Below are 21,731 nucleotides of genomic sequence, written 5' to 3'. Positions count from 1 at the left end.
ATCTGGCGCCCCGGGATGGGCGCCAAGGTTAGGTTCCGGACTTGATCTTGGTCCAACTCCGGGTGATCAGGCGCTGCACCGAGCGGGGATGTGCTTCCTGCACATACAGACGCTCCAGCACCGCCTGGGGGGGATAGACTGACTCGTCATCGCGCACGGCCTTGTCCATGAACTCTCCCGCCTTGATGTTCGGGTTCGCGTAGCCCACGTAGTCGCTCACCTTGGCGATCACTTGCGGCTCGAGAATGTAGTTGATCAGGGCGTGAGCCTCTTTGACGTTGGTGGCATCGGAGGGGATCGCCATCATGTCGAACCACAGATTGCCCCCCTCCTTGGGGATGCTGTAGGCAATCTTGACTCCCTTGCCCGCCTCGTCGGCCCGGGCCGCCGCCTGCAGTATGTCGCCGGAGAAACCCGCCGCCACACAGATGTCGCCATTGGCGAGATCGCCTATGTACTTGGAGGAGTGGAAGTAGGTCACATAGGGGCGCACCTTGAGCAACTGCTCTTCGGCACGCTTGAGATCCGCAGGGTCGTGGCTGTTGGGGTTGAGGCCGAGGTAGTTCAGGGCCGCCGGGATCATCTCGTCCGCCGAGTCGAGGAAGGCCACCCCGCACTGGGAGAGCTTCTTCATGTTTTCCGGCTCGAAGATGACGGCCCAGGAGTCAATCTTGTCGACCCCGAGCACCGCCTTCACCTTGTCGACGTTGTAGCCGATGCCGTTGGTGCCCCACAGATAGGGCACGGCGTACTGATGACCCGGATCCACCTTGTCGAGCTGCTTGAGCAGCAGGGGATCCAGGTTGGCCAGATTGGGCAGCAGGGCGGGATCCAGCTTCTGGAAGGCCCCCGCCTGGATCTGCTTGGCCAGGAAATTGTTGGAAGGCACGACCAGATCGTAACCGGTTCGTCCGGTCAGCAGCTTGCCCTCCAGGGTCTCGTTGGAGTCAAACACGTCGTAGACGGTCTTGATCCCGGTCTTCTGCTGAAAGTCACTGAGGGTGGTCTCGCCGATATAATCGGACCAGTTGTAAAAATGAACCACAGGGGCTGCCTGGGTCAGATTTGCAAACCCCAGGGTCAGGGCCAGCGTTGCCATCTTGGTCATGTGCACGTATCAGTCCTCATTTGTGTGATTTTGCCAGTCGCGCATCCATACGCGCCGTCCAACCTGTCGGGTGGTCACCACCCTCCCGGCCGAACTGCGGACCGGGAGGGGTACTCGTCACTTACTTACCTGATTTGATCTTGGTCCAGCTGCGGGTCATCAGACGCTGCACCTTGGCCGGCAGATCCGGGAAGGTGTAGATCTTCTTGAGGGTGTCCGCCGTCGGGTAGATGCCCGGATCGGTACGGATCGCCTCGTCCACCAGCGGGGTGGCGGCCTTGTTGCCGTTCGGGAACTGCACCACGTTGGTGATGTTCGCGATCACTTCCGGCTTCATCAGATAGTTGATGAAGGTGTGGGCTGCCTCGACGTTCTTGGCATCCGCCGGGATGGCGATCATGTCGAAGAAGCTGCCAGCCCCCTCTTTCGGAATGGTGTAAGTCAGGCTGACACCGTTCTTGGCCTCGGCGGCACGTGCCTTGGACTGCTGCAGGTCACCTGAGTAACCCACCGCCACGCAGAGGTTGCCGTTGGCCAGATCCGAGATGTACTTGGAGGAGTGGAAGTAGGCGGTATAGGGGCGGATGGAGAGGAACAGCTCCTCTGCCTTCTTCAACTCGTCCGGCTTCTGGCTATCCGGCTTGAAGCCCAAGTATTGCAGGGCGGCCGGCAGCATTTCGGTCGGCGAGTCGAGGAAGGAGACACCGCACTCCTTCAACTTGGCCATGTTCTCCGGCTTGAACACCAGATCCCAGGAATCCACAGGCGCATCGGCACCCAGCACGGCCTTCACCTTCTCGGCGTTGTAGGCGTAGCCAATGGTGCCCCACAGGTAAGGGATGGAGTACTGGTTGCCCGGATCGCTCGGTTCGAGCGCCTTGAGCAGATCGACATCCATGTTCTGCCAGTTGGAGAGTTTGGACTTGTCCAGCTTCTGGAAGACGCCTGCCTTGATCTGCTTGGCCAGGAAGGGGTTGGACGGCACGACTATGTCATAACCCGAACTGCCCGCCAGCAACTTGGCTTCCAGCACCTCGTTGCTGTCGAACACGTCGTACACCACCTTGATGCCCGTCTCCTTCTGGAAGTTTTCCAGGGTATCCGGCGCTATGTAATCGCTCCAGTTGTAGACGTGCAGCACCTTCTCGTCGGCCATCGCCCCGGTACTCATCATGACCAGCGCCACGGAAGCAGCCATCATTCCCTTTTTAAAAGACATAGTCCTTGTCTCCTAAGCAAATTGTATGCGTAAGCCAATCTGCCCGGTTTCAGCCTATTCCTGCAGCTTTGCAGCCGTCAGATCCAGACTGAGCCTGGCCAGTTTGACCAATTCATCCACCTGTTCCTCGGTGATCACCAAGGGGGGCGATATGATCATGGTATCGCCGACAGCCCTCATCACCAAGCCATTGTTAAAACAGAACTCCCGACAGGTCATCCCGGCGTGCAGTTCGGCCGGGAAACGACGTTTAGTCTGTTTGTCCTGGACTATTTCCAGCGCGGCGACCAGGCCTTTAGCCCGGGTTTCTCCCACCAGCGGGTGATCGGCAAGCTCGCTCCAGCGGCGCTGCAAATAGGGGCCGATACTATCATGAACGCGCTTAACTATGCTCTCACTTTGCATAAGCTGGATGTTGGCAATGGCCACGGCGCAGGCCACCGGATGACCGGAATAGGTGAAGCCGTGGTTGAACTCACCCCCCTCTTCCACCAGCACTTTGGCGACCCTGTCCCCCACCATCACGGCCCCCATCGGCAGGTAGCCAGAGGTGATGCCCTTGGCCAGACACATGAGGTCAGGCTTGATGCCGAACCCTTCGCTGGCGAACCAGTGGCCGGTGCGACCGAAACCGCAGATCACCTCGTCGGCGATGAGCAGGATGCCGTACTTGTCGCAGATGCGCTGGATCTCGGGCCAGTAGCTGTCGGGCGGAATGATGACGCCGCCGGCCCCCTGGATAGGCTCGCCGATGAAGGCCGCCACCTTGTCCACCCCCAGTTCCAGGATCTTCTCTTCCAGCTGGCGGGCACGGGCCAGGCCGAACTCGTGGGCGCTCATGCCCTCCCCCTCGCCGAAGTGATAGGGCTGATCGATGTGGACTATGCCGGGAATGGGCAGGCCACCCTGGGCATGCATGCCCTTCATGCCCCCCAGACTGGCGCCCGCCACCGTGGAGCCGTGATAGGCGTTGTGACGGCTGATGATCACCTGCTTGTCGGGCTGCCCCTTGCTGGCCCAGTAGTGACGCACCATGCGCAGCACGGTGTCGTTGCACTCCGAGCCCGAGCCGGTGAAGAAGACGTGGTTGAGATGGGGGGGCGTGATCTCGGCCAGCAGGGTCGCCAGTTCGGCGGCGGGGGGATGGCTGGTCTGGAAGAAGAGGTTGTAATAGGGCAGTTGCTGCATCTGTCTGGTGGCGGCATCCACCAGCTCCTGGCGGCCATAACCCAGGTTGACGCACCACAGGCCCGCCATCCCGTCCAGGATGCGGCGCCCGTCGGAGTCTTCCAGATAGACCCCCTCGGCCTTGGTGATGATGCGGCTGCCCTTCTTGTTCAGGGCCTGAAAGTCGGTGAAGGGATGCAGGTGGTGGCTGGCATCCAGCTGTTGCCACTCGCGGGTGGTCTGCTTCATTGCTTGCTCCTCGGTTCCTTCGATTTAAGCGATCGTCGTGCAGGCATCCATGGGCTGGCCCACGGGCACGGTGCGGCCGCGAGCGGGCGCCATCGGCGGCCCCTCACGAGCCAGTGCCATCTTGCTTTGAGAGTGACGGGAGGGATCTGCGCCCCTCCCGAGACGGGTCAGACGTTCAGCAGCAGGAATTCCCGTTCCCAGCGGCTGATCACCCCGAAGTAGGTCTCGTACTCCTTGCGCTTGACCGCGACGAAGGCGCGGATGAAACGCTCCCCCAGCATGTCCTTGATGGGCTCGCACTGCTCCAGATGGCTGAGCGACTCCTCCAGGGAGCGGGGCAGGCTGTAGGGCAGGTCATAGGCACTCGCCTTCATCTCCTGCATCGGCTCCAGCTTCTCCAGCATGCCGAGGTAGCCGCAGGCCAGGGTGGCGGCCAGCGCCAGATAGGGGTTGGCGTCGGCACCGGCGAAGCGGTTCTCGACCCGGCGCGCGCTCGGCTCGGAGAAGGGCACCCGCAGGCCGCAGGTACGGTTTTCCACGCCCCACTGCACGTTGCGCGGCGCGCTCTCGCCGAAGGTGAGGCGGCGGTAGGAGTTGACGTTCGGCGCCAGCAGGGCGGTCACCGCCGGGGTGTACTTCTGCAGGCCGGCGATGAAGTGCATGAACTGCTCGGAGTTGCCCCCTTCGCTGGTGCCAAACAGGTTGCGCCCCTCGGCGTCTTCCAGGCTCTGGTGGATGTGCATGGCGGAGCCCGGCTCATCGCTCATGGGCTTGGCCATGAAGGTGGCATAGATGCCGTGGCGGTGGGCCGCCTCCCGCATGGTGCGCTTGAACAGGAACACCTGGTCGGCGAGATCGATGGCGTCACCGTGCAGGAAGTTGATCTCCATCTGGGCGGCGCCGGACTCGTGGATCAGGGTGTCCACCTCCAGCTCCTGGGCCTCGCAGTAGTCGTACATGTCCTCGAAGATGGGATCGAATTCGTTGACCGCATCTATGCTGAACGACTGGCGCGCCGTCTCGGGGCGGCCGTTGCGGCCCACCGGCGGCACCAGCGGATAGTCGGGGTCTTCGTTGCGCTTGACCAGATAGAATTCGAGCTCGGGGGCCACCACCGGCTTCCAGCCCTGCTTCTCGTAAAATGACAAGACCCGGCGCAGCACGGAGCGCGGCGCTATGTCGATCAGCTTGCCATTGATGTCGAAACAGTCGTGGATCACCTGAGCCGTGGGCTCCAGTGCCCAGGGCACGAAACGAATGGTGTTGGGATCGGGATAGAGCTGCATGTCCCGCTCCAGCGGGTCAATCATGCTGTCGTCATCCGGGTACTCGCCGGTCACCGTCTGGGTGAAGATGACCTCGGGCAGCCGCATGCCCCCTTCGCGCAGAAACTTGTTGGCTGGAATGATCTTGCCTCGGGCATTGCCGGTGAAATCCGGGAACAGGCACTCCACTTCCGTGATGCGATTGCTCTCCATCCAGCCCTTGATACTGTCCATGTTAAACCCCGACTCTACGGTTGTCATAGGCAAGGGTGTCTAATATAAGGAACACCCTTGTTAAGAAAATGTAATCGACCTCACCATAAAAGCCCGTGACAAAGGCCATTGTCAAGCGGTGGTGTTTAAAAAACTATAAACAACGGCCGATATAATGACCAAGTCGGCACCAAATACTAAACACCCTGTACCACGATAAGCCCACTGCAAGCCCGATGCCAAGGCTGGACAGAACCTGCTCGATACTCAGTCAACCCCTGTCGGAACGGGCCCATTTCTTTGCAAGGGCGCACAATCCTTATCCTATTTGCTTTGCATACCCGCATTTTTTTGGTACAAGGCCCGCCCTGATTTGCACTCTCCTGCATGGATTTGGTGCAAATCGGACTACAGGGGCTTGGTCTGCGGGCCGACAGCCCCCATAAATGGGAAAAATTGGGAAACTGACTGGTAGCAAACCCTATGTGTGATTTCATGACTGAAGACCAACTGGCCTTTTACAAGGGTCAGATCGAGCGACAAATCCTCGAGCTCGAAGAGCGTCTCAACTCCCAAGCCAGCCAGGCCATCGCCACCGATACCAACGAGATGGCCGATGAAATTGATCGTGCCAGCATCGAGGAGGCCCGCCGTCTGGAGCTGAACCGCATCGAGCACGACAAGCTGCATCTGCGCAAGCTGAAAGGGGCGCTGAGACGCATCAATGAAGGGGACTTTGGCTACTGCGAATCCTGCGGTGACGAGATCTCCCTCAAGCGGCTGCAGGCTCGCCCTGAGTCCCGCTTCTGCGTCGAGTGCCAGAGCACCAAGGAATTCAACGACACCCACGTGTTCCGCCGCGTCGCCTGATGCGCCAGTGAACCGTCACCCCCTTGTCGCACGAGGCCGCCGGCAAGGCAGTGTGCAGGCACCGGCGTCCGTGCAGACAGACGAGCATGCCGGGCTGCACATGAACCTTGTTTGCGGCTTCACAGCAAGAGCGTGACAACTTCTGTTAGACTCCGGGCAAGTCCCGGACTCTACAGGAGATCAGAGCGTGAAATGGCTCATCAGGCTGTGTTTGTGCCTGCCGCTGCTGGCACAGGCGCAGACTCTCACCGTCAAGGTCCCCAGCCGACCGATCAACGACCTCGACAGCGAATACCAGCTCAAGCTGCTGGAGCTGGCACTCAACCGTGCCGGACAGCCCTACAAGCTGAAGCGGGTCGATCTCAATCTCAATCAGTTCACCCTGCAGCAGGAGCTGCGCAAGGGCAAAACCATCAACGTGTTCTGGATGGGGACCTCCAGCGCCCTCGAATCCGCCCTGATCCCCGTCCCCATTCCGCTGTTCCGCGGTCTGGAAGGGCTGCGGCTGTCGTTCATTCACGGCGACGCCCAGGAGAAGTTCAACCAGGTCAACACCCTGGCAGATCTCAAGCAGCTGAAGGCGGCCCAGGGGGTCGGCTGGGCCGACAACAAGATCCTGGAGCAGGCGGGCATTGCGACCTATGCGGGGCGCTACAGCAACCTGTTCCGCCTCATCAACGACGGCGACAAGCTCGACTTCTTCCCCCGCGGTCTGGTGGAGATCTTCGCGGAACGCCGTGAGCTGGCGGCCCAGTACCCCAATCTTGCCATAGAGCAGCACCTGCTGATCCGCTACCCCTTCGCCGAGTTCTTCTTCGTCAGCCCAGAGTCCCCCAAGCTGGCCAAGGCGATCCAGACCGGACTGGAGCGGGCCTATGCCGACGGCAGCTTCATGAAGTTCTTCCACGAGAATCCCAGGATCCGCGAGGCCCTGGCCAGCGCGAATCTGGAACAGCGAGTCACCATCTCCCTGCCCAACCCGGACATGACCCCCTTGCTCAGGAGCATTCCAGCCCAATATTGGGACTATCCGCCCCAATAATGGGATCCGGGGTTGTAGAGATTATTCAGCCCGGACAGAGAAATGCAGAGGCCAGGGCAGGCACGGGCCACGCCAGCCCGCAGAGGTGTCAACCCGCCGCACCAGGGAGGTGCCATGAAACGACTCGACGACTGGTTCAGCGACTACGGCCAGAGCCACCGACACCCGGTCAATGTGGCGATCCACAAGGTGGCCGTGCCCGGCATCTACCTCTGCTCGCTGGCTCTGCTCTGGTGCCTGCCGGCCGGCCCGCTGCCGCCCTCCCTCAACTGGGCGGCGCTGGTTGCCATTCCGGTGCTGGCCTTCTACCTGCAGCTGTCGTTTGCCCTGTTCGTGGGAATGGCGGCGCTGACCGCGCTGGGGCTGGCCTTCTGCCACAGCTGGCAAGGACCCTTGCTGTGGCCCGCCCTGTGCGCCTTCGCGCTGCTCTGGGTGGCCCAATTCGTCGGCCACCGGATAGAGGGGAAGCGTCCCTCCTTCCTCACCGACCTGCAATTTCTGCTGATAGGCCCCGCCTGGGTGCTGGCCAGCCTCTATCGTCGCTTGGGCATCCCCTACTGAGGGAGGCCAAAGGAGAAACCATGACACACTATTTCCCCCTCACCCGCGCCCTGCCTCTGCTGCTGGGCACGCTGTTTGCCGGTCCGGCGCTGGCCGACAAGGCCGATCTCGTCGGCGAGGTGAGCACCGCCTTCAAGCTGGTCGGCCCCAATCACAAGATCCTGGTGGAGGCGTTCGACGACCCGAAAATCGCCGGCGTTGCCTGCTATCTGGCGCGCCCCAAGACCGGGGGCGTCAAGGGCGGCCTCGGGCTGGCGGAAGATCCCTCCCACGCCTCACTGTCGTGCCACCAGATAGGCCCCATCACCCTGCCCACCAAGCTCAAAGCCGGGGAAGAGGTGTTCGACGTCAGCACCTCCCTGGTATTCAAGGAGCAGAAGGTGGTGCGTTTTTACGACGAGAAGCGCAATGCCCTTGTCTATCTGACTTACAGCACCAAGTTGGTGGATGGTTCGTACAAGAGTGCTGTGAGCGCCGTTCCCATCATGCCCTGGGGCTGAATCCCCACCATTTATCCCGTGATGACGGTCACCATTTGTTGTAATTTAACCACATCATTATCTGCGGAGAGCGCCCCATGAGAGTCGCCGTTTTCAGTACCAAGAGCTACGACAAGGAACACTTCAATCAGGCCAACAGCCAGTACGGCTTCGAGCTGGAGTTCTTCGACGTGCGGCTGGAGGCCAAGACCGCCCGCCTCGCCCATCATTTCCCCGTGGTCTGCCTGTTCGTCAACGATGACGCCGACCGGGAGGTGCTGACCGAGCTGGCCGCCAACGGCACCAAGGTCATCGCCCTGCGCTGCGCCGGTTACAACAACGTGGATCTGGTGGCCGCCAAGGAGCTGGGGCTGAAAGTGGTGCGGGTGCCCGCCTACTCCCCCGAAGCCGTCGCCGAACATGCGGTGGGTCTGATGATGACCCTCAACCGCCGCATCCATAAGGCCTACCAGCGCACCCGCGACGCCAACTTCTCCCTGGAAGGGCTGGTCGGCTTCAACATGCACGGCCGCACCGCTGGCATCATAGGCACCGGCAAGATCGGCATCGCCACCCTGCGCATCCTCAAGGGCTTCGGCATGCGCCTGCTGGTGAGCGACCCCTACCCGAGCCAGGCGGCCATCGATCTGGGGGCCGAGTACGTGGACATCGACACCCTGCTGCGCCAGTCCGACGTCATCAGCCTGCACTGCCCCCTGTTCAAGGAGAACTACCACCTGCTGAACAAGGAGGCCTTCGCCAAGATGAAGGACGGGGTGATGATCATCAACACCAGCCGGGGCGGCCTGCTCGACTCCAACGCCGCCATCGAGGCCCTCAAGACCTCCCGCATCGGTGCCCTGGGGCTGGACGTCTACGAGGAGGAGGAAGATCTCTTCTTCGAGGACAAGTCCAACGAGGTGATCACCGATGACGTCTTCCGCCGCCTCTCAGCCTGCCACAACGTGCTGTTCACCGGTCACCAGGCCTTCCTGACCCGGGAGGCGCTGCACGCCATCGCCGACACCACCCTCGGCAACATCCAGGCCATCGAGAGCCAGGGCCGCAGCGACAACGAGGTGGAGTAACTCCTCCCCCGGCAATCAAAGACAGAGGGAGCCACTCCCGCCGACAGGCGCACCGCTCCTCCTGTTGCCCCCTGCGAGCGCAATAACCATGGCGCCGGGTTGTGAGACCCGACGTCATCAGGTAGGCTACCAGCCCTTTTTTGTACAGGAGTCTGGCAAGCATGTTCATCAGATCTGCTCACTGTACCTCCGACTGTGCGCCGGGTTGTAAGACCCGGCACCTTCGGGTAGGCCAGTCCTCCTTTTTTACTCTGGAGTCTGGCACCCATGTTTATCGGATTTGATTACGGTACCTCCAACTGTGCCGTCGCCGTGATGGAACAGGGCAGCCCCAGGCTGCTGACCCTCTCCGGCTCCCACTACCTCCCCTCCACCCTGCACGCCCCGCACCGGGATGCCATCGCCGGCCTGCTGGCCGAACGGCTGGCCAGCCCCCAGCAGGCGGAATACCTCAAGCTGCGGGGCCCCGTGGTGACCCGGGCCCAGGCGGTGCGTCGCCAGATGCGCGAAGAGGGGCTCATCGACGAGCTCAGCTTCGGCGGCGCGGCGCTGGAGCGCTACCTGGAGGAGCCGGATGACGGCTACTACATCAAGTCGCCGAAATCCTTCCTCGGGGCCTACGGCCTCAAGGCGCCCCAGATTGCCCTGTTCGAGGACATCGTCTGCGCCATGATGCTGCACGTCCGCCACGAGGCGGAGCAGCAGACCGGCGCCCCCGTGCGCCAGGCGGTGATAGGTCGCCCGGTCAACTTCCAGGGGCTGGCCGGGGAGGAGAGCAACCGCCAGGCCATCGCCATCCTGGGTGAGGCGGCCCGTCTCGCCGGCTTCGAGCGGGTGGAGTTTCTCTACGAGCCGGTGGCCGCCGGCTTCGAGTTCGAGGCGCGCCTCACCGAGGATGCCGTGGTGCTGGTGGTGGACATAGGCGGCGGCACCACGGACTGCTCCATGCTGCGGATGGGCCCGAGCCACCGCGACCGGCTGGACCGCGACGGTGATCTGCTCGGCCACAGCGGCCAGCGCATCGGCGGCAACGACTTCGACATCCGGCTGACGGTGGAGGGCATGATGCCGCTGCTCGGCATGCACGAGACCCTCAAGACCGGCAAGCCGCTGCCCCACCCGCTGTTCTGGGACGCGGCCGCCATCAACGACGTCAGCGCCCAGAGCCGCTTCTACAGCCTGGATACCGCCCGCCAGCTGCAGGATCTGCAGCTCGACAGCCAGCCCGGCAGCAAGCTCTCACGGCTCGCCAGCCTGCGGGCCCACAAGCTGAGCCACCAGCTGGTGTGGCGCGCCGAGCAGGGCAAGATCGCCCTGTCCGACCACGAGCTCAATCACCAGACCCTGAACGAGCTGGAGAAGGGGCTGGAAGCGGAACTTACTCACCCTCAGCTGGCCAGCGCCTCGGCCCCGCTGCTGGAGAAGATTGGCGAGCTGATGGACGAGGCGATCGCCGCCGCCGGCGTAACGCCGGACCGGATCTTCGTCACAGGTGGCAGCGCCCGCTCCCCCCTCATCAAGGCCTTCATTCGCCAGAAGCTGCCCGCAGTGCCTCTGGAGGGAGGGGATGACTTCGGTTCTGTGGCCTCGGGCCTGGCCCGTTACGCCGAGCGGCTGTTTGCCGATGCATAAGTCGGCTCACCGATAGACACGCAAAAGGGGTCACATTGTGGCCCCTTTTGCGTGCAATCAGACTCGCCCGGGGCTGGTGTTGCCATTTGCCGACACCCCCCTGCCCCTGAGGGCGACAGAAGCGGTCGGGCCGCCCCACCCTCGCCCTGCCTCCCGGGCCATGGCACAGGTATGCTTGTCGCTCCCATCACCGGAGCCCCTTCCATGCCCAGATTTCTGCTACTGCTGCTCGCCCTGCTCCTGCTCAGCGCCTGCAGCAGTACTCCCCGCTTCGCCTCGCAAGATCTGCAGCACCACCACTGGGTGCTCGACAAGCTGGATGGCCAGGCCATCCCCAGCAGCCGCGTCAATCCCCCCGACATCGAGATAGGGGAGCACTTCACCGTCAATGGCATCGCCGGGTGCAACCGCTACTTCGGCCAGGGCCATCTCGAGGATGACAGGCTCTGGGTCACCAGCCTCGGCAGCACGGCCATGGCCTGCCCGCCCCGGCTCGACCAGATCGAACAGGCGGTACTCGCTACCCTGATGGAGGGCGCGACCCTGAGCGGCACGCCACAGACCCTGATCCTGACCGGAAAACGGCACCGTTTGGAATACAGACTGCGAGACTGGGTGTACTAGGGCTCACAAAACAACTCGCCGACAGGAACAACTGGCCAGGCTGTGGCACAATATGAGGCACTGTTCGCAATGGAGGCTGCCTCAGCCATGTCGATGGATCGCCTGTTTGGCAAGATCAAACAACTGCCCACAATCCCGCAGCTGCTGCACGAGCTGATGCAGAGTTTCAACGATGAGAATGCCCGCATCGACGAGATCGCGGCCAAGATCGCCATGGATCAGGTGATCAGCGTCAAGGTGCTGCGGATGGCCAACTCCGCCGCCCTGCGCCGGGGCAACGAGGTGACCTCCATCGAGCAGGCGGTGATCCGCCTCGGCTTCAACCGCTTGCGCTCCGTGGTGGTCGCCTCCGGCATCATCAGCAGCTTCAAGGCCCCCCCGGGCTTTGACAAGCACCGCTTCTGGACCCAGACCTTCCAGGTCGCCACCATAGCCCGCACCCTGGCCCAGCAGACCAGGGCGGTGGATCCGGAGAGCGCCTTCACCTGCGCCCTCATTCACAACATCGGCGAGCTGCTGATCCAGAGCACCTTGCCGGAGGAGGCCGGGCTCATCAACCTGGCCATCGAGAAGGGGAGCAGCAGGGTCGAGGCCCAGCGGGAGATGCTGGGGTACGACTATGCCCAGCTCGGCGCCGAGCTGGCGAAGCGCTGGAACCTGTCGGCCTCCTTCGTCGATGCCATCGCCCAGCAGCTGGATCCCCTCTCCCACGATCCGGTCAGCAAGGAGGCGGTGCTGATCCGGCTCTCCGTCTTCGTCTCCTTCGCCTGGCACGCCGGGGTACCGGCCCAGGCCATCATAGCGCGCTTCCCCAAGCCGCTGGCCGACCAGCTCGGGCTGGATCCCGCCACCCTGGCGGATCAGCTGGAGCAACTCCACGAGCAGGGCAATGCCCTCGCCGACCTCCTGACCCAGTAGCCTCTGGCCACCCTCTGATGCAGTAGATACCATGACCCATCCCTTCCTGTTTCATCCCCAGGTGGCACCCTGGTTCAAAGAGAGTGCCGATACCCTGTTGCTCACCCTGTTCAGCGAGCTGGACGCCCCCATCCGCGAGGTGTGGCTGCGTCACGAGCCGGACAACGAGGAGTACCTGGTGACCATGCGCCCGGTCTCGACCCGGGACAGGCTGCAGGTCTGGCAGGTCGAGCTGCCGCTGGCCAGGGGGCAGGAGATCCACCTCTACTGCTTCAAGTGCCTCACCGACCAGGAGCAGTGGTGGTTGCACGGGGCGGGCGTCAGCGCCGCCATGCCGCCGCGGGAGCAGCATTTCCGCTTCAACAGCCATCATCAGCCGCCGACCTGGGTACAGGATCAGGTCTTCTACCAGATCTTCCCCGACCGCTTCTGCAACGGCGATCCGTCCCTCAGCGTCAAGCATCACGAGTACGAGTACCGCGGCAAGGCGGTCATCAGCAAGGCCTGGGGGGAGCCGGTCAGCCGCCACGAAGAGGGGCACGGCGCCTGCGAGTTCTACGGCGGGGATCTGGCGGGCATCGACGCCAAGTTGCACTACCTGCAATCCCTCGGGGTGACGGCGCTCTATCTCAACCCCATTTTCGATTCACCGAGCAACCACAAGTACGACACCCAGGACTACTTCAAGGTGGATGCGCACCTCGGCACCAACGCCCAGTTTGCCGAGCTGACCCGCAACCTGCACCAGCGCGGCATGAAGATCATCCTGGACGCCGTGGTCAACCACACCTCCACCGATCACCCCTGGTTCTGCCCGCCGCTGGGGGCCCAGAGCAACCCGGACTCCCCCTGGCGCAACTTCTACACCTTCGACAAGGAAGGGGATTATGTCAGCTGGAAGGGCATCCGCAGCCTGCCCAAGCTGGATTTCTCCAGCGAACAGGTGCAGGACGCCGTATATCGAGCAGACAACGCCATTCTGCGCTACTGGATGCGCGCCCCCTACCAGATCGATGGCTGGCGCTTCGACGTCATCCACATGCTGGGGGAGCGGGGTTCGGCCATGGGCAACAGCGGTCATGTGCGCGCCATTCGCGGCGCGGTGAAGCAGGAGAACCCGGACGCCTACGTGCTGGGCGAACACTTCTTCGAGGCGAGCCAGTGGCTGCAGGGGGATCAGGAGGACGGCGCCATGAACTACTACGGCTTCGCCCACCCCATACGCGCCTTCCTGGCGGGGCAGGACATCGCCTATCACCCCATCCGGATCAGCGCCGAGGAGCTGGACAGGTGGCTCAAGCTGGCCCGGGCCCATATCCCCTTCAAGAACCAGCTGGCCCAGTTCAACCTGCTGGACAGCCACGACACCGCCCGCTTCCTGCACCTGCTGGGGGAGGACAAGCAGCGGATGCGGCTCGCCGCCACCCTGCTCATCACCTATATCGGCGTGCCCTCCATCTACTACGGCGACGAGGTGGGGCTCTCCGGCGGCAACGATCCGGACTGCCGTCGCTGCTTCCCCTGGGACACCACAGACTGGGATCATGTGCTGCACGATCACTACCGCCGCCTGATCCAGCTGCGCCGCCAGCGTCCGGCCCTGCGCCGGGGGGACATCCAGACCCTCTACGCCGGCCCTCACAGCTATGTGTTCGCCCGCACCCTGCAAAGCGATCAGGTGGTGGTGGCCTGCAACCGCCACCCCACGGAGCCGCGCACCATCAGCCTGCCCCTGTGGCAGACCGCCAGCCCCGCCAGCCGCTTCACCGACGCCTTCAACGGCGACAAGTTCGAGGTGGTGCAGGGGGAGGTACAGCTCACCATACCGGCCAACTCGGCCAGGGTGCTGCTGTCGAGCTGAATGCGCTGTTGGCGCGCAGAGAAGCAAAACCGGAGCCCAAGGCTCCGGTTTTTCTTTATGTCGCTTGGGCAAACCTTGTGGCAACCCCAGGCGACCTCAGTAGTTGATGCTGACGTAGGGCACTTCCGGCACATTCCACGCCTGCTTGAGGTAGACGGTCAGCACGAAGAAGAAGTTGGCCAGCAGGTTGGCGAAACGATAGAGGATGGAGTCGAAGCGCACGCCACTCTCTTCGAGGCGCACCAGCAGCCGCACCACCTTCTTGCTGCCGCAGCGGCACAGGTGCAGGGTGGGGATGGGCTGGGGTCCCTGGGGCAGCACGAAACCGGTGACCCGGCCTCGGCTCGCCTCGTTGTAGTGATCGTAACGCCCCTTCAGCCAGTCCAGATCCTCCTCGAAGATCCCGAGCCTGCCGCGCACCGAGCCGTTGAGGTTGTAGATGAGTCGCTGCAGCGCCGCGAGATCCCCCAGCACGGGCCGGGTATCCTCATCCGGCACCAGATGGGAGAGCACGGCCCCCACCTGGCAGCAGAGCTCGTCGGTGGCGATCTCGTAGTCGCACTGGAACTGGGTTTCGAAGATGAAGGGGTAGCAGAGCTCGCGCTTGTCTCTTGGCTTCTTGGGGTTCATGGCATCGTCTGGCTGGAGAAAAAGGCAGTTTGCCAGCCCGGGCCCGGGCTGGCAAACGCCGCATCAGAGAGGTGACAAACCGGGATCAGGTGGTCGCCATCTGCTGGTCGAGCAGCCTCATGGCCTCCAGCATCCGCTGGTTGAAACCCATGAAACCGGCGCCCTCGGCCCCCTCGCCCTGGCCTCGCGCCGCCAGTACCGCAGGGGTCAAGGCCTGCTGCTGGGCAGGGGGCAACAGGGTATCGGCCTGCTGCTGCAGCTGGCTCAGCTTCGGCAGGTAGTCCGCCAGCGGCTTGAGCCCCTCCTGCAGCGAATGGGCCCCCTGATAGGTCTGGCTCAAGCGGGCCGACTGCTTGAGCTTGAGGGAGTAGGAGGCCAGCTGGCTGTCGTCCAGTTGCAACCCATCCAGCCTGTCGGCCAGGGTCTTGCCCTCCCCGCTGCCGAAGAACTGGCCGGCCAGCTCGTCCAGCCCCTTGACCAGCTTGCCGATGGCCTCCATCTCGCCACTGTCGAGATCCCCCTCCAGGGAGAAGTCGAAGCTCTGGCTCGACTTGAGGCTGAACTGACTGCCGCTCCCGTCGTTACGGGACTTGAACTGCCAGCTGTCGCTGAACCTCAGCATCACCTTGTCCCCGTCCCGGGTCTCGATCTCGAGGAAGGCCTGCTGCCGGCTTGCCATCTTGGCCGCCCCGAGATCCGTGGTCGAGACCTCGCCGAAGAACTCTTGTTCGAAGGACTCCAGCCCCTCCTGGATCAGCTTGTAGCTCTGATCCATGCCGGTCTTGATGTCCTCGTTGTCCGCCCAGTCCCCGAGCTGCTTTCTGGCGTCGCCGAAGCCCATCTCCACGCCCTTGCGGGCCTGCTCCATCATCTTGGCCAGATCCTCATCCGACTTGCCGTCGGCACGGGCCGCCCCCAGCCGCCCGGTGACGAACTGCAGCACGTTGTCCGCCACCGTCTCGTAATCGAACAGGGTCTCCGGGGTGATCGCCTCTGGCGGATCCAGCTTGAACTCCTGACTCCTGGGGGCCTGATAGTGCTGGCCGTTGATCTCCAGCGCGAATTGCAGCGCCTGCTGGATCAGCACCTGGGCCCACTTCGGGGGCTTGTTCAGGGAGACCTCATCCCCCTTGTCCGCCGTTTTCGACTCTGCCTGTTGAGGCGATTTGGGAGCAATGCCCACTCCCTTGGGTTGGGCTGCGCCCATGCCATCGATCTGCATCATCACTCTCCCGCCATACTGGTGGATCGGTTATCGGCCCGACTGACCACTTCTTGACCACAAAAAACTTGGACAATCCGCGATGGCCTTTTAAAATCCCCACCCTTTGGTTGGCTGCGGCCTTCCCCCGGTTTCTGCCCGGCCCTGCCGGTGTGCATCTGAGGTATCTATGACCCAATCCCAGCGGACCCCCGCCGACTACCAGGCCCAGCTCGACGAGAAGCGCGATCGCCTCACCCAGCTGTTCGCCGACTTCAATCCGCCCGCGCTTGAGGTCCATGCCTCCCCCGCCGAGCACTACCGGATGCGCGCCGAGTTCCGCATCTGGCACGAGGGGGATGACCTCTTCCACTGCATGTATGCCCAGGCCACCAAGGAGATCATCCGGGTCGACAGCTTCCCCACCGCCAGCCTGCTCATCAACCGGCTGATGCCGGTGCTGCTGGCAGGGCTGCGCCCGCACCCGGTACTGCGCCGCAAGCTGTTCCAGATAGACTACCTCTCCACCCAGTCCGGCCAGCTGTGCGTCAGCCTGCTCTACCATCGCAAGCTGGAGGCGGAGTGGCAGCAGGCCGCAGCGGCACTGCAAGCCGATCTGCGGGCCCAGGGATTCGATCTGCAGCTGATTGGCCGCGCCCACAAGCAGAAGATCTGCCTGGGGGAGGAGTTCGTCATCGAGCGGTTGAATGTGCAGGGGCGCGAGCTGGTCTACAAGCAGGTGGAGAACAGCTTCACCCAGCCCAACGCCGCCATCAACGAGCAGATGCTGGGCTGGGCGCTGGATGTGACCCGCGGCAGCGAGGGGGACCTGCTGGAGCTTTACTGCGGCAACGGCAACTTCTCCATCGCCCTGGCCCAGAACTTCCGCAAGGTGCTGGCCACCGAGATCGCCAAGCCGAGCGTGGATTCCGCCCAGTTCAACATCGCCGCCAACGGCGTCGACAACCTGATCATTCTTCGCATGTCGGCGGAGGAGTTCACCATGGCGATGCGCGGCGAGCGGGAGTTCAACCGCCTCAAGGGGGTCGATCTGGGCGCCTACCAGTGCAACACCATCTTCGTCGACCCGCCCCGTGCCGGTCTCGACGACGCCACGGTCCGGCTGGTGCAGGAGTACGACAACATCCTCTACATCTCCTGCAACCCCGAGACCCTGCAGGCCAACATGGCGGTGCTGGGGGAGACCCACGAGATCGCCCGCTTCGCCCTGTTCGACCAGTTCCCCTGGACCCACCACATGGAAGCCGGGGTCTATCTCAAACGCAAAGTGAGCTGATGCCGCCGGGGAGACCGCTTCGCCCTGTCCGAGCCACTTCCCCCTGGACCCACCATATGGAAGCCGGGGTCTACTTGAAGCGCAAGGCGGGCTGATTCGAGCCATTCCCCCGAGTCCATCATCTGGAAGCCGGGGGACATCTGCACCGCGAGACGAACTGATTCGAACCATTCCCCCGAGTCCATCATCTGGAAGCCGGGGGCTATCTGCACCGCGACACGAACTGATTCGAGCCATTCCCCCGAGCCCATCACATGGAAGCCGGGGCTATCTGCACCGCAAGGCGGGCTGATTCGAACCATTCCCCCGAGTCCATCACATGGAAACCGGGGGCTATCTGGGCCGCGAGACAGACCTAACTCTCCCCCCTCATCCCCGCCCTTCTCCCGCCAGGGGAGAAGGGGGAAAAGGCCCTCTGGTCCGGTTTGATTAGTTATCCCGGTGCAGAGCGCGGGCGCAGCCGTTATGCTGGCGACACGCGCATTCGCACCATAGCCGGGGCCACGCCATCATGCCACGCGTTCTGTTTGTTGAAGATGATCCCGAGATAGGCCAGCTCATCAGCAGCTGGCTCGGCCGCCACGACATCGAAGTGCTGCTGGAGAGCCGGGGGGATCTGGCGCTCGCCAGGGTGGAGGCCGAACAGCCCGACCTGGTGCTGCTCGACATCATGCTGCCGGGACAGGACGGCCTCTCCCTGTGCCGGGATCTGCGCCCGCGCTTTGCCGGCCCCATCGTCATGCTCACCTCGCTGGACAGCGACATGAACCAGATCCTCAGCCTGGAGCTGGGCGCCAACGACTACATCCTCAAGACCACGCCGCCCCCGGTGCTGCTGGCCCGGCTGCGGGTCCAGTTCCGCCAGCAGGGGCCGGCGTCGCAACCGGCCGCTCCCAGCGCGCCCCCCCAGCGCCTACAGTTCGGCCGCCTGCGGATCGATGGCCCGGGGAGGGATGTGCGCCTCGACGGCAACAGCGTCCCCCTCTCCACCGCCGATTTCGACCTCCTGTGGGAGCTGGCCTGCCACGCCGGCCAGATCCTGGGACGGGAGGCGCTGTTTCGCAGCCTGCGGGGCCGCGACTACGACGGCCAGGACCGCTGCATGGACGTGGCCATCTCCCGCCTGCGCCGTCGGCTTGGGGATGACAGCACCAACCCGACCCGGATCAAGACGGTGCGCCAGAAGGGTTATCTGCTGGTGCCCCAGGCCTGGGAATAAGCCCCGCCGAATGACCTTGCTGCTCTCCGCTCCCTTCTCCCCTTGCGGGAGAAGGGTTGGGGATGAGGGGGGCAACAAAGCAACGCCCAGATGCAATCCAGGCAAGAGGAGAGCCCCCATGCGCCGCCTGTTTATCCAGTTCTATCTGTTGCTGATAGGCTGCTTCACCCTCGCCATTCTGCTCATCGGGCTGGTCTATCAGGTCAGTGCAGAGCGGGCGGGAGACCGCTATCTGGAGCACATGATGCAAGGCTCCCTCGGCCTGCTCACTGGCGAGCTGACCCGGCTGCCGCCGGAACACTGGGCCACCCGCACCGGCGAGCAGAGCCAGCAGCTCAACCTGCCACTGCAACTCGGCGCCCTCGCCAACCAGCCCCTGGCCAGGGAGGATCAAGCCTTTCTCGAGGCGGGCAACATAGTCATCGTCGAAGGGGATGACACCTTCCTGCAGCGCATCCCGGGCACCGATCAGGTGCTGATCGTCGGCCCCGTGCCCTATCTCTCCTATCTGCACGAGCTGCACTGGGTGGATGTGGGGCTGCTGCTGGCCATAGGTCTCTCCCTCGGTCTGCCGATCCTGCTCTGGCTGCGCCCGCACTGGCGTGGTCTGCAACGGCTCGAACAAACCGCCCGCCGGGTGGGTGACGGGGATCTCTCCAGCCGCACCGGCCTGCCGCCCGGCAGCAGCCTGGGCCGGGTGGGACGCACCTTCGATCAGATGACGGAACAGCTGCAAGCCATGCTGGCCAGTCGCAAACAGCTGACCGATGCCATCGCCCACGAGCTGCGCACCCCCCTGGTCAGGTTGCGCTACCGGCTCGCCATGCTGGACCCGCAACCATCGGCAGCGGAACAACAGGGGCTGGAGCGCGATCTGGGGGCACTGGACGCTCTCATCGAGGAGATGCTCACCTACGCCAGGCTGGATCGTCCCGAGCTGCCGCTGCAGTGCGGCGATCTCGAGCTGGGTCGCTGGGCCGGGGAGCGGCTCCCGGACTGGCAGGCGCTGCGCCCGGACAGACGACTCGCCCTCCAGCTGCCCGCCCATCCCCTGCCCTGGCGCGGCGATCCCCGCCTGCTGGATCGGGCGCTGGAGAACCTCATCGGCAACGCCCTGCGCCACGCCACCAGCCGGGTGAGCCTCACCATGAGTCGGCAGCAGGATCACTATCTGCTGGAGGTGGCCGACGACGGTCCCGGCATAGATCCGGCGCTGGCGCCCCAGATCTTCGAGCCCTTCATGCGGCTGGATCAGAGCCGGGATCGCCGCACCGGCGGCGCCGGTCTCGGCCTCGCCATAGTGCGCAGCATAGCGCGCCACCACTGTGGTGAGGTGCAGTTGCTGCCCAGTGCAGTCGGCGCCCGCTTCTGCCTCAGGCTGCCTGTACATTTGGATACAAACCGTCACCAGCCACTCACTGAACCGCCAGCGGAACGGCCCTAGGATGACGTCATGGAGAAAGGCTCCATGTCATCAACCCGAATGAGGAACTGGAATATGAACAAGCTGATCCCCCTGAGCCTGGCCGCTGTCTTCGCCCTGACCTCCGGCTTCACCATGGCAGCCACCCCCACCAAGGCAGCCGCCCCTCAGGCGACCCAGACCAAGGTGGTGAAAAAGCATCACAAGGCCACTCATGCCAAGGCACCGGCCGCCAAGGTCGCTCCCAAGACCAAATAACGACGCATCAAGCTTCCCGTAACAAAAAGGGGCCCCATCATGGGGCCCCTTCTGTCGTGGTCGGCATGGCGCCGCAGATTTATTCCAGCATGTAGTCTGCCGACAGAGCGACACGCGCCACGCCGGAGGCTACCGCCGCCAGCGCCACGGCACGGGCCACCCGTGGCAGCAGACGGGCATCCATCGGCTTGGGAATGACGTAATCCTTGCCGAAGGCCAGCGCGCTCACCCCTGCGGCGGTCAGCACCTCGGCCGGTACGGGCTCCTTCACCAGACCGCGGATCGCCTCGACCGCGGCTATCTTCATGGCGTCGTTGATGCGGCTGGCGCGGGCGTCCAGCGCGCCGCGGAAGATGAAGGGGAAGCAGAGCACATTGTTGATCTGGTTCGGATAATCGGAGCGGCCCGTACCCATGATGAGGTCATCACGCACCGAGTGCGCCAGTGCCGGCTTGATCTCGGGATCCGGGTTGGAGCAGGCAAAGATGACCGGACGCTGCGCCATCAGTGCCACCGCTTCGGCGGGCAGCACATCCGGACCGGACACACCGACAAACACATCCGCCCCTTCAATCACATCCATCAGGGTGCGCAGGGACGTGTCGTTGGCGAAGCGCTGCTTGTACTGGTTGAGATCGGTGCGACCACTGTGGATCACCCCCTGACGGTCCAGCATGAAGATGTTCTGTGGCGCGGCGCCGCACTTGATCAGCAGATCCATGCAGGCAGTGGCCGCAGCCCCCGCCCCCATGCAGACGATGCGGCTCTGTTCGATGCGCTTGCCCTGCACTTCCAGCGCGTTGAGCAGACCGGCGGCGGTGACGATGGCGGTGCCGTGCTGATCATCGTGGAACACCGGGATGTCGCAGCGCGCGATCAGCGCCTGCTCTATCTCGAAGCACTCGGGGGCCTTGATATCTTCCAGGTTGATGCCACCGAAGGTGTCGGCGATGGCGGCGACGGTGTCGATGAACTGCTGGCTGGTCTCGTGCTTCACCTCGATGTCGATGGCGTCGATGCCGGCAAAGCGCTTGAACAGCAGGGCCTTGCCCTCCATCACCGGCTTGGAGGCCAGCGGCCCCAGATTGCCCAGCCCCAGGATGGCGGTGCCGTTGGAGATGACGGCCACCAGGTTGCCCTTGCCGGTGTAGCGGTAGGCATCATCGGGATTGGCGGCGATCTCGCGCACCGGCTCGGCAACGCCCGGACTGTAGGCCAGGGCCAGATCCAGGGCGGTCTCGGCGGGCTTGGTGAGGGCGATGGCTATCTTGCCGGGAATGGGCTGGGCGTGGTAATCGAGCGCTTGTTGACGAAGATCGTGACGCAGATCGGACATGGGGGACCCCGATACGGAAGTGAATGAGTGATGCATTGACTCGCCACAGGCGAGGGCTCGAGATCATAAAG

At 63.4% G+C, this 21,731-nt stretch carries 20 protein-coding genes; 13 read left to right on the top strand and 7 right to left on the bottom strand.

Annotation, left to right across the window (positions count from 1 at the left end):
* Window positions 1-28: 28 nt before the first annotated feature.
* The 4 genes from ACB030_RS08785 to ACB030_RS08770 form a co-directional block, all read right to left on the bottom strand.
* A complete protein-coding gene (locus ACB030_RS08785) occupies window positions 29-1,108 on the bottom strand; it encodes a polyamine ABC transporter substrate-binding protein (RefSeq protein WP_371159121.1) in 1,080 nt (359 codons plus the stop codon).
* A gap of 121 nt (window positions 1,109-1,229) precedes the next feature.
* Window positions 1,230-2,327, bottom strand: coding sequence for an extracellular solute-binding protein (locus ACB030_RS08780; RefSeq protein WP_025328722.1), 1,098 nt, complete (start codon window positions 2,325-2,327; stop codon window positions 1,230-1,232).
* A gap of 54 nt (window positions 2,328-2,381) precedes the next feature.
* Window positions 2,382-3,743 carry an aspartate aminotransferase family protein gene (locus ACB030_RS08775; RefSeq protein WP_371159119.1) on the bottom strand — a complete coding sequence of 454 codons (1,362 nt, stop codon included), beginning with the start codon at window positions 3,741-3,743 and terminating at the stop codon, window positions 2,382-2,384.
* Window positions 3,744-3,910: 167 nt separating this feature from the next.
* A complete protein-coding gene (locus tag ACB030_RS08770; protein ID WP_106885487.1) occupies window positions 3,911-5,242 on the bottom strand; it encodes a glutamine synthetase family protein in 1,332 nt (443 codons plus the stop codon).
* Between the two features lie 462 nt (window positions 5,243-5,704).
* Here ACB030_RS08770 and ACB030_RS08765 point away from each other — a divergent pair, with 462 nt between their 5' ends.
* From ACB030_RS08765 to malZ, 9 genes are all read left to right on the top strand, one after another.
* Complete coding sequence (locus ACB030_RS08765; protein ID WP_025328724.1) at window positions 5,705-6,091, top strand: TraR/DksA C4-type zinc finger protein; 387 nt, start codon at window positions 5,705-5,707, stop codon at window positions 6,089-6,091.
* Window positions 6,092-6,278: 187 nt separating this feature from the next.
* Window positions 6,279-7,133, top strand: a complete 855-nt coding sequence (locus tag ACB030_RS08760) for a hypothetical protein (RefSeq protein WP_371159116.1) — start codon at window positions 6,279-6,281, stop codon at window positions 7,131-7,133.
* A 114-nt stretch (window positions 7,134-7,247) separates the two neighbouring features.
* A complete protein-coding gene (locus ACB030_RS08755) occupies window positions 7,248-7,694 on the top strand; it encodes a DUF962 domain-containing protein (RefSeq protein WP_371159114.1) in 447 nt (148 codons plus the stop codon).
* A 20-nt stretch (window positions 7,695-7,714) separates the two neighbouring features.
* Window positions 7,715-8,194 carry a CreA family protein gene (locus tag ACB030_RS08750; RefSeq protein ID WP_371159112.1) on the top strand — a complete coding sequence of 160 codons (480 nt, stop codon included), beginning with the start codon at window positions 7,715-7,717 and terminating at the stop codon, window positions 8,192-8,194.
* Between the two features lie 77 nt (window positions 8,195-8,271).
* The gene (locus ACB030_RS08745) at window positions 8,272-9,261 is read left to right on the top strand and encodes a 2-hydroxyacid dehydrogenase (RefSeq protein WP_025328728.1); all 990 of its coding nucleotides are present in this window, start codon (window positions 8,272-8,274) and stop codon (window positions 9,259-9,261) included.
* 267 nt (window positions 9,262-9,528) lie between these two features.
* The gene (yegD, locus tag ACB030_RS08740; RefSeq protein ID WP_371159110.1) at window positions 9,529-10,893 is read left to right on the top strand and encodes a molecular chaperone; all 1,365 of its coding nucleotides are present in this window, start codon (window positions 9,529-9,531) and stop codon (window positions 10,891-10,893) included.
* Window positions 10,894-11,097: 204 nt separating this feature from the next.
* Window positions 11,098-11,517, top strand: a complete 420-nt coding sequence (locus ACB030_RS08735; RefSeq protein ID WP_025328730.1) for an META domain-containing protein — start codon at window positions 11,098-11,100, stop codon at window positions 11,515-11,517.
* A 69-nt stretch (window positions 11,518-11,586) separates the two neighbouring features.
* Complete coding sequence (locus tag ACB030_RS08730; RefSeq protein WP_303808810.1) at window positions 11,587-12,435, top strand: HDOD domain-containing protein; 849 nt, start codon at window positions 11,587-11,589, stop codon at window positions 12,433-12,435.
* 31 nt (window positions 12,436-12,466) lie between these two features.
* Window positions 12,467-14,296: a maltodextrin glucosidase gene (malZ, locus tag ACB030_RS08725; RefSeq protein ID WP_371159107.1), complete on the top strand. Its 1,830-nt coding sequence runs from the start codon at window positions 12,467-12,469 to the stop codon at window positions 14,294-14,296.
* 96 nt (window positions 14,297-14,392) lie between these two features.
* Here the strand turns inward: malZ and ACB030_RS08720 are convergent, their stop codons facing one another.
* Complete coding sequence (locus ACB030_RS08720; protein WP_371159105.1) at window positions 14,393-14,926, bottom strand: ATP--cob(I)alamin adenosyltransferase; 534 nt, start codon at window positions 14,924-14,926, stop codon at window positions 14,393-14,395.
* Between the two features lie 85 nt (window positions 14,927-15,011).
* The gene (locus ACB030_RS08715; protein ID WP_371159264.1) at window positions 15,012-16,148 is read right to left on the bottom strand and encodes a DUF5610 domain-containing protein; all 1,137 of its coding nucleotides are present in this window, start codon (window positions 16,146-16,148) and stop codon (window positions 15,012-15,014) included.
* 169 nt (window positions 16,149-16,317) lie between these two features.
* On the opposite strand from ACB030_RS08715, the gene trmA reads away from it, so the two are divergent.
* The 4 genes from trmA to ACB030_RS08695 all read left to right on the top strand — a co-directional run bounded on the left by trmA (window position 16,318) and on the right by ACB030_RS08695 (window position 20,324).
* The gene (gene trmA, locus ACB030_RS08710) at window positions 16,318-17,424 is read left to right on the top strand and encodes a tRNA (uridine(54)-C5)-methyltransferase TrmA (RefSeq protein ID WP_371159103.1); all 1,107 of its coding nucleotides are present in this window, start codon (window positions 16,318-16,320) and stop codon (window positions 17,422-17,424) included.
* Window positions 17,425-17,935: 511 nt separating this feature from the next.
* Complete coding sequence (rstA, locus tag ACB030_RS08705) at window positions 17,936-18,643, top strand: two-component system response regulator RstA (RefSeq protein ID WP_371159101.1); 708 nt, start codon at window positions 17,936-17,938, stop codon at window positions 18,641-18,643.
* Window positions 18,644-18,761: 118 nt separating this feature from the next.
* Entirely contained in the window at window positions 18,762-20,087 is a 1,326-nt protein-coding gene (gene rstB / locus ACB030_RS08700; RefSeq protein ID WP_371159099.1) for a two-component system sensor histidine kinase RstB, read from the top strand.
* 54 nt (window positions 20,088-20,141) lie between these two features.
* Complete coding sequence (locus tag ACB030_RS08695) at window positions 20,142-20,324, top strand: hypothetical protein (protein ID WP_166541505.1); 183 nt, start codon at window positions 20,142-20,144, stop codon at window positions 20,322-20,324.
* Between the two features lie 79 nt (window positions 20,325-20,403).
* Here the strand turns inward: ACB030_RS08695 and ACB030_RS08690 are convergent, their stop codons facing one another.
* Window positions 20,404-21,660: a malic enzyme-like NAD(P)-binding protein gene (locus ACB030_RS08690; protein ID WP_371159096.1), complete on the bottom strand. Its 1,257-nt coding sequence runs from the start codon at window positions 21,658-21,660 to the stop codon at window positions 20,404-20,406.
* Window positions 21,661-21,731: the final 71 nt, after the last annotated feature.

This window comes from Aeromonas sp. S16(2024) (assembly GCF_041403065.1).
GTDB lineage: Bacteria > Pseudomonadota > Gammaproteobacteria > Enterobacterales > Aeromonadaceae > Aeromonas.
This window is presented reverse-complemented; position numbering and strand designations above follow the sequence as displayed.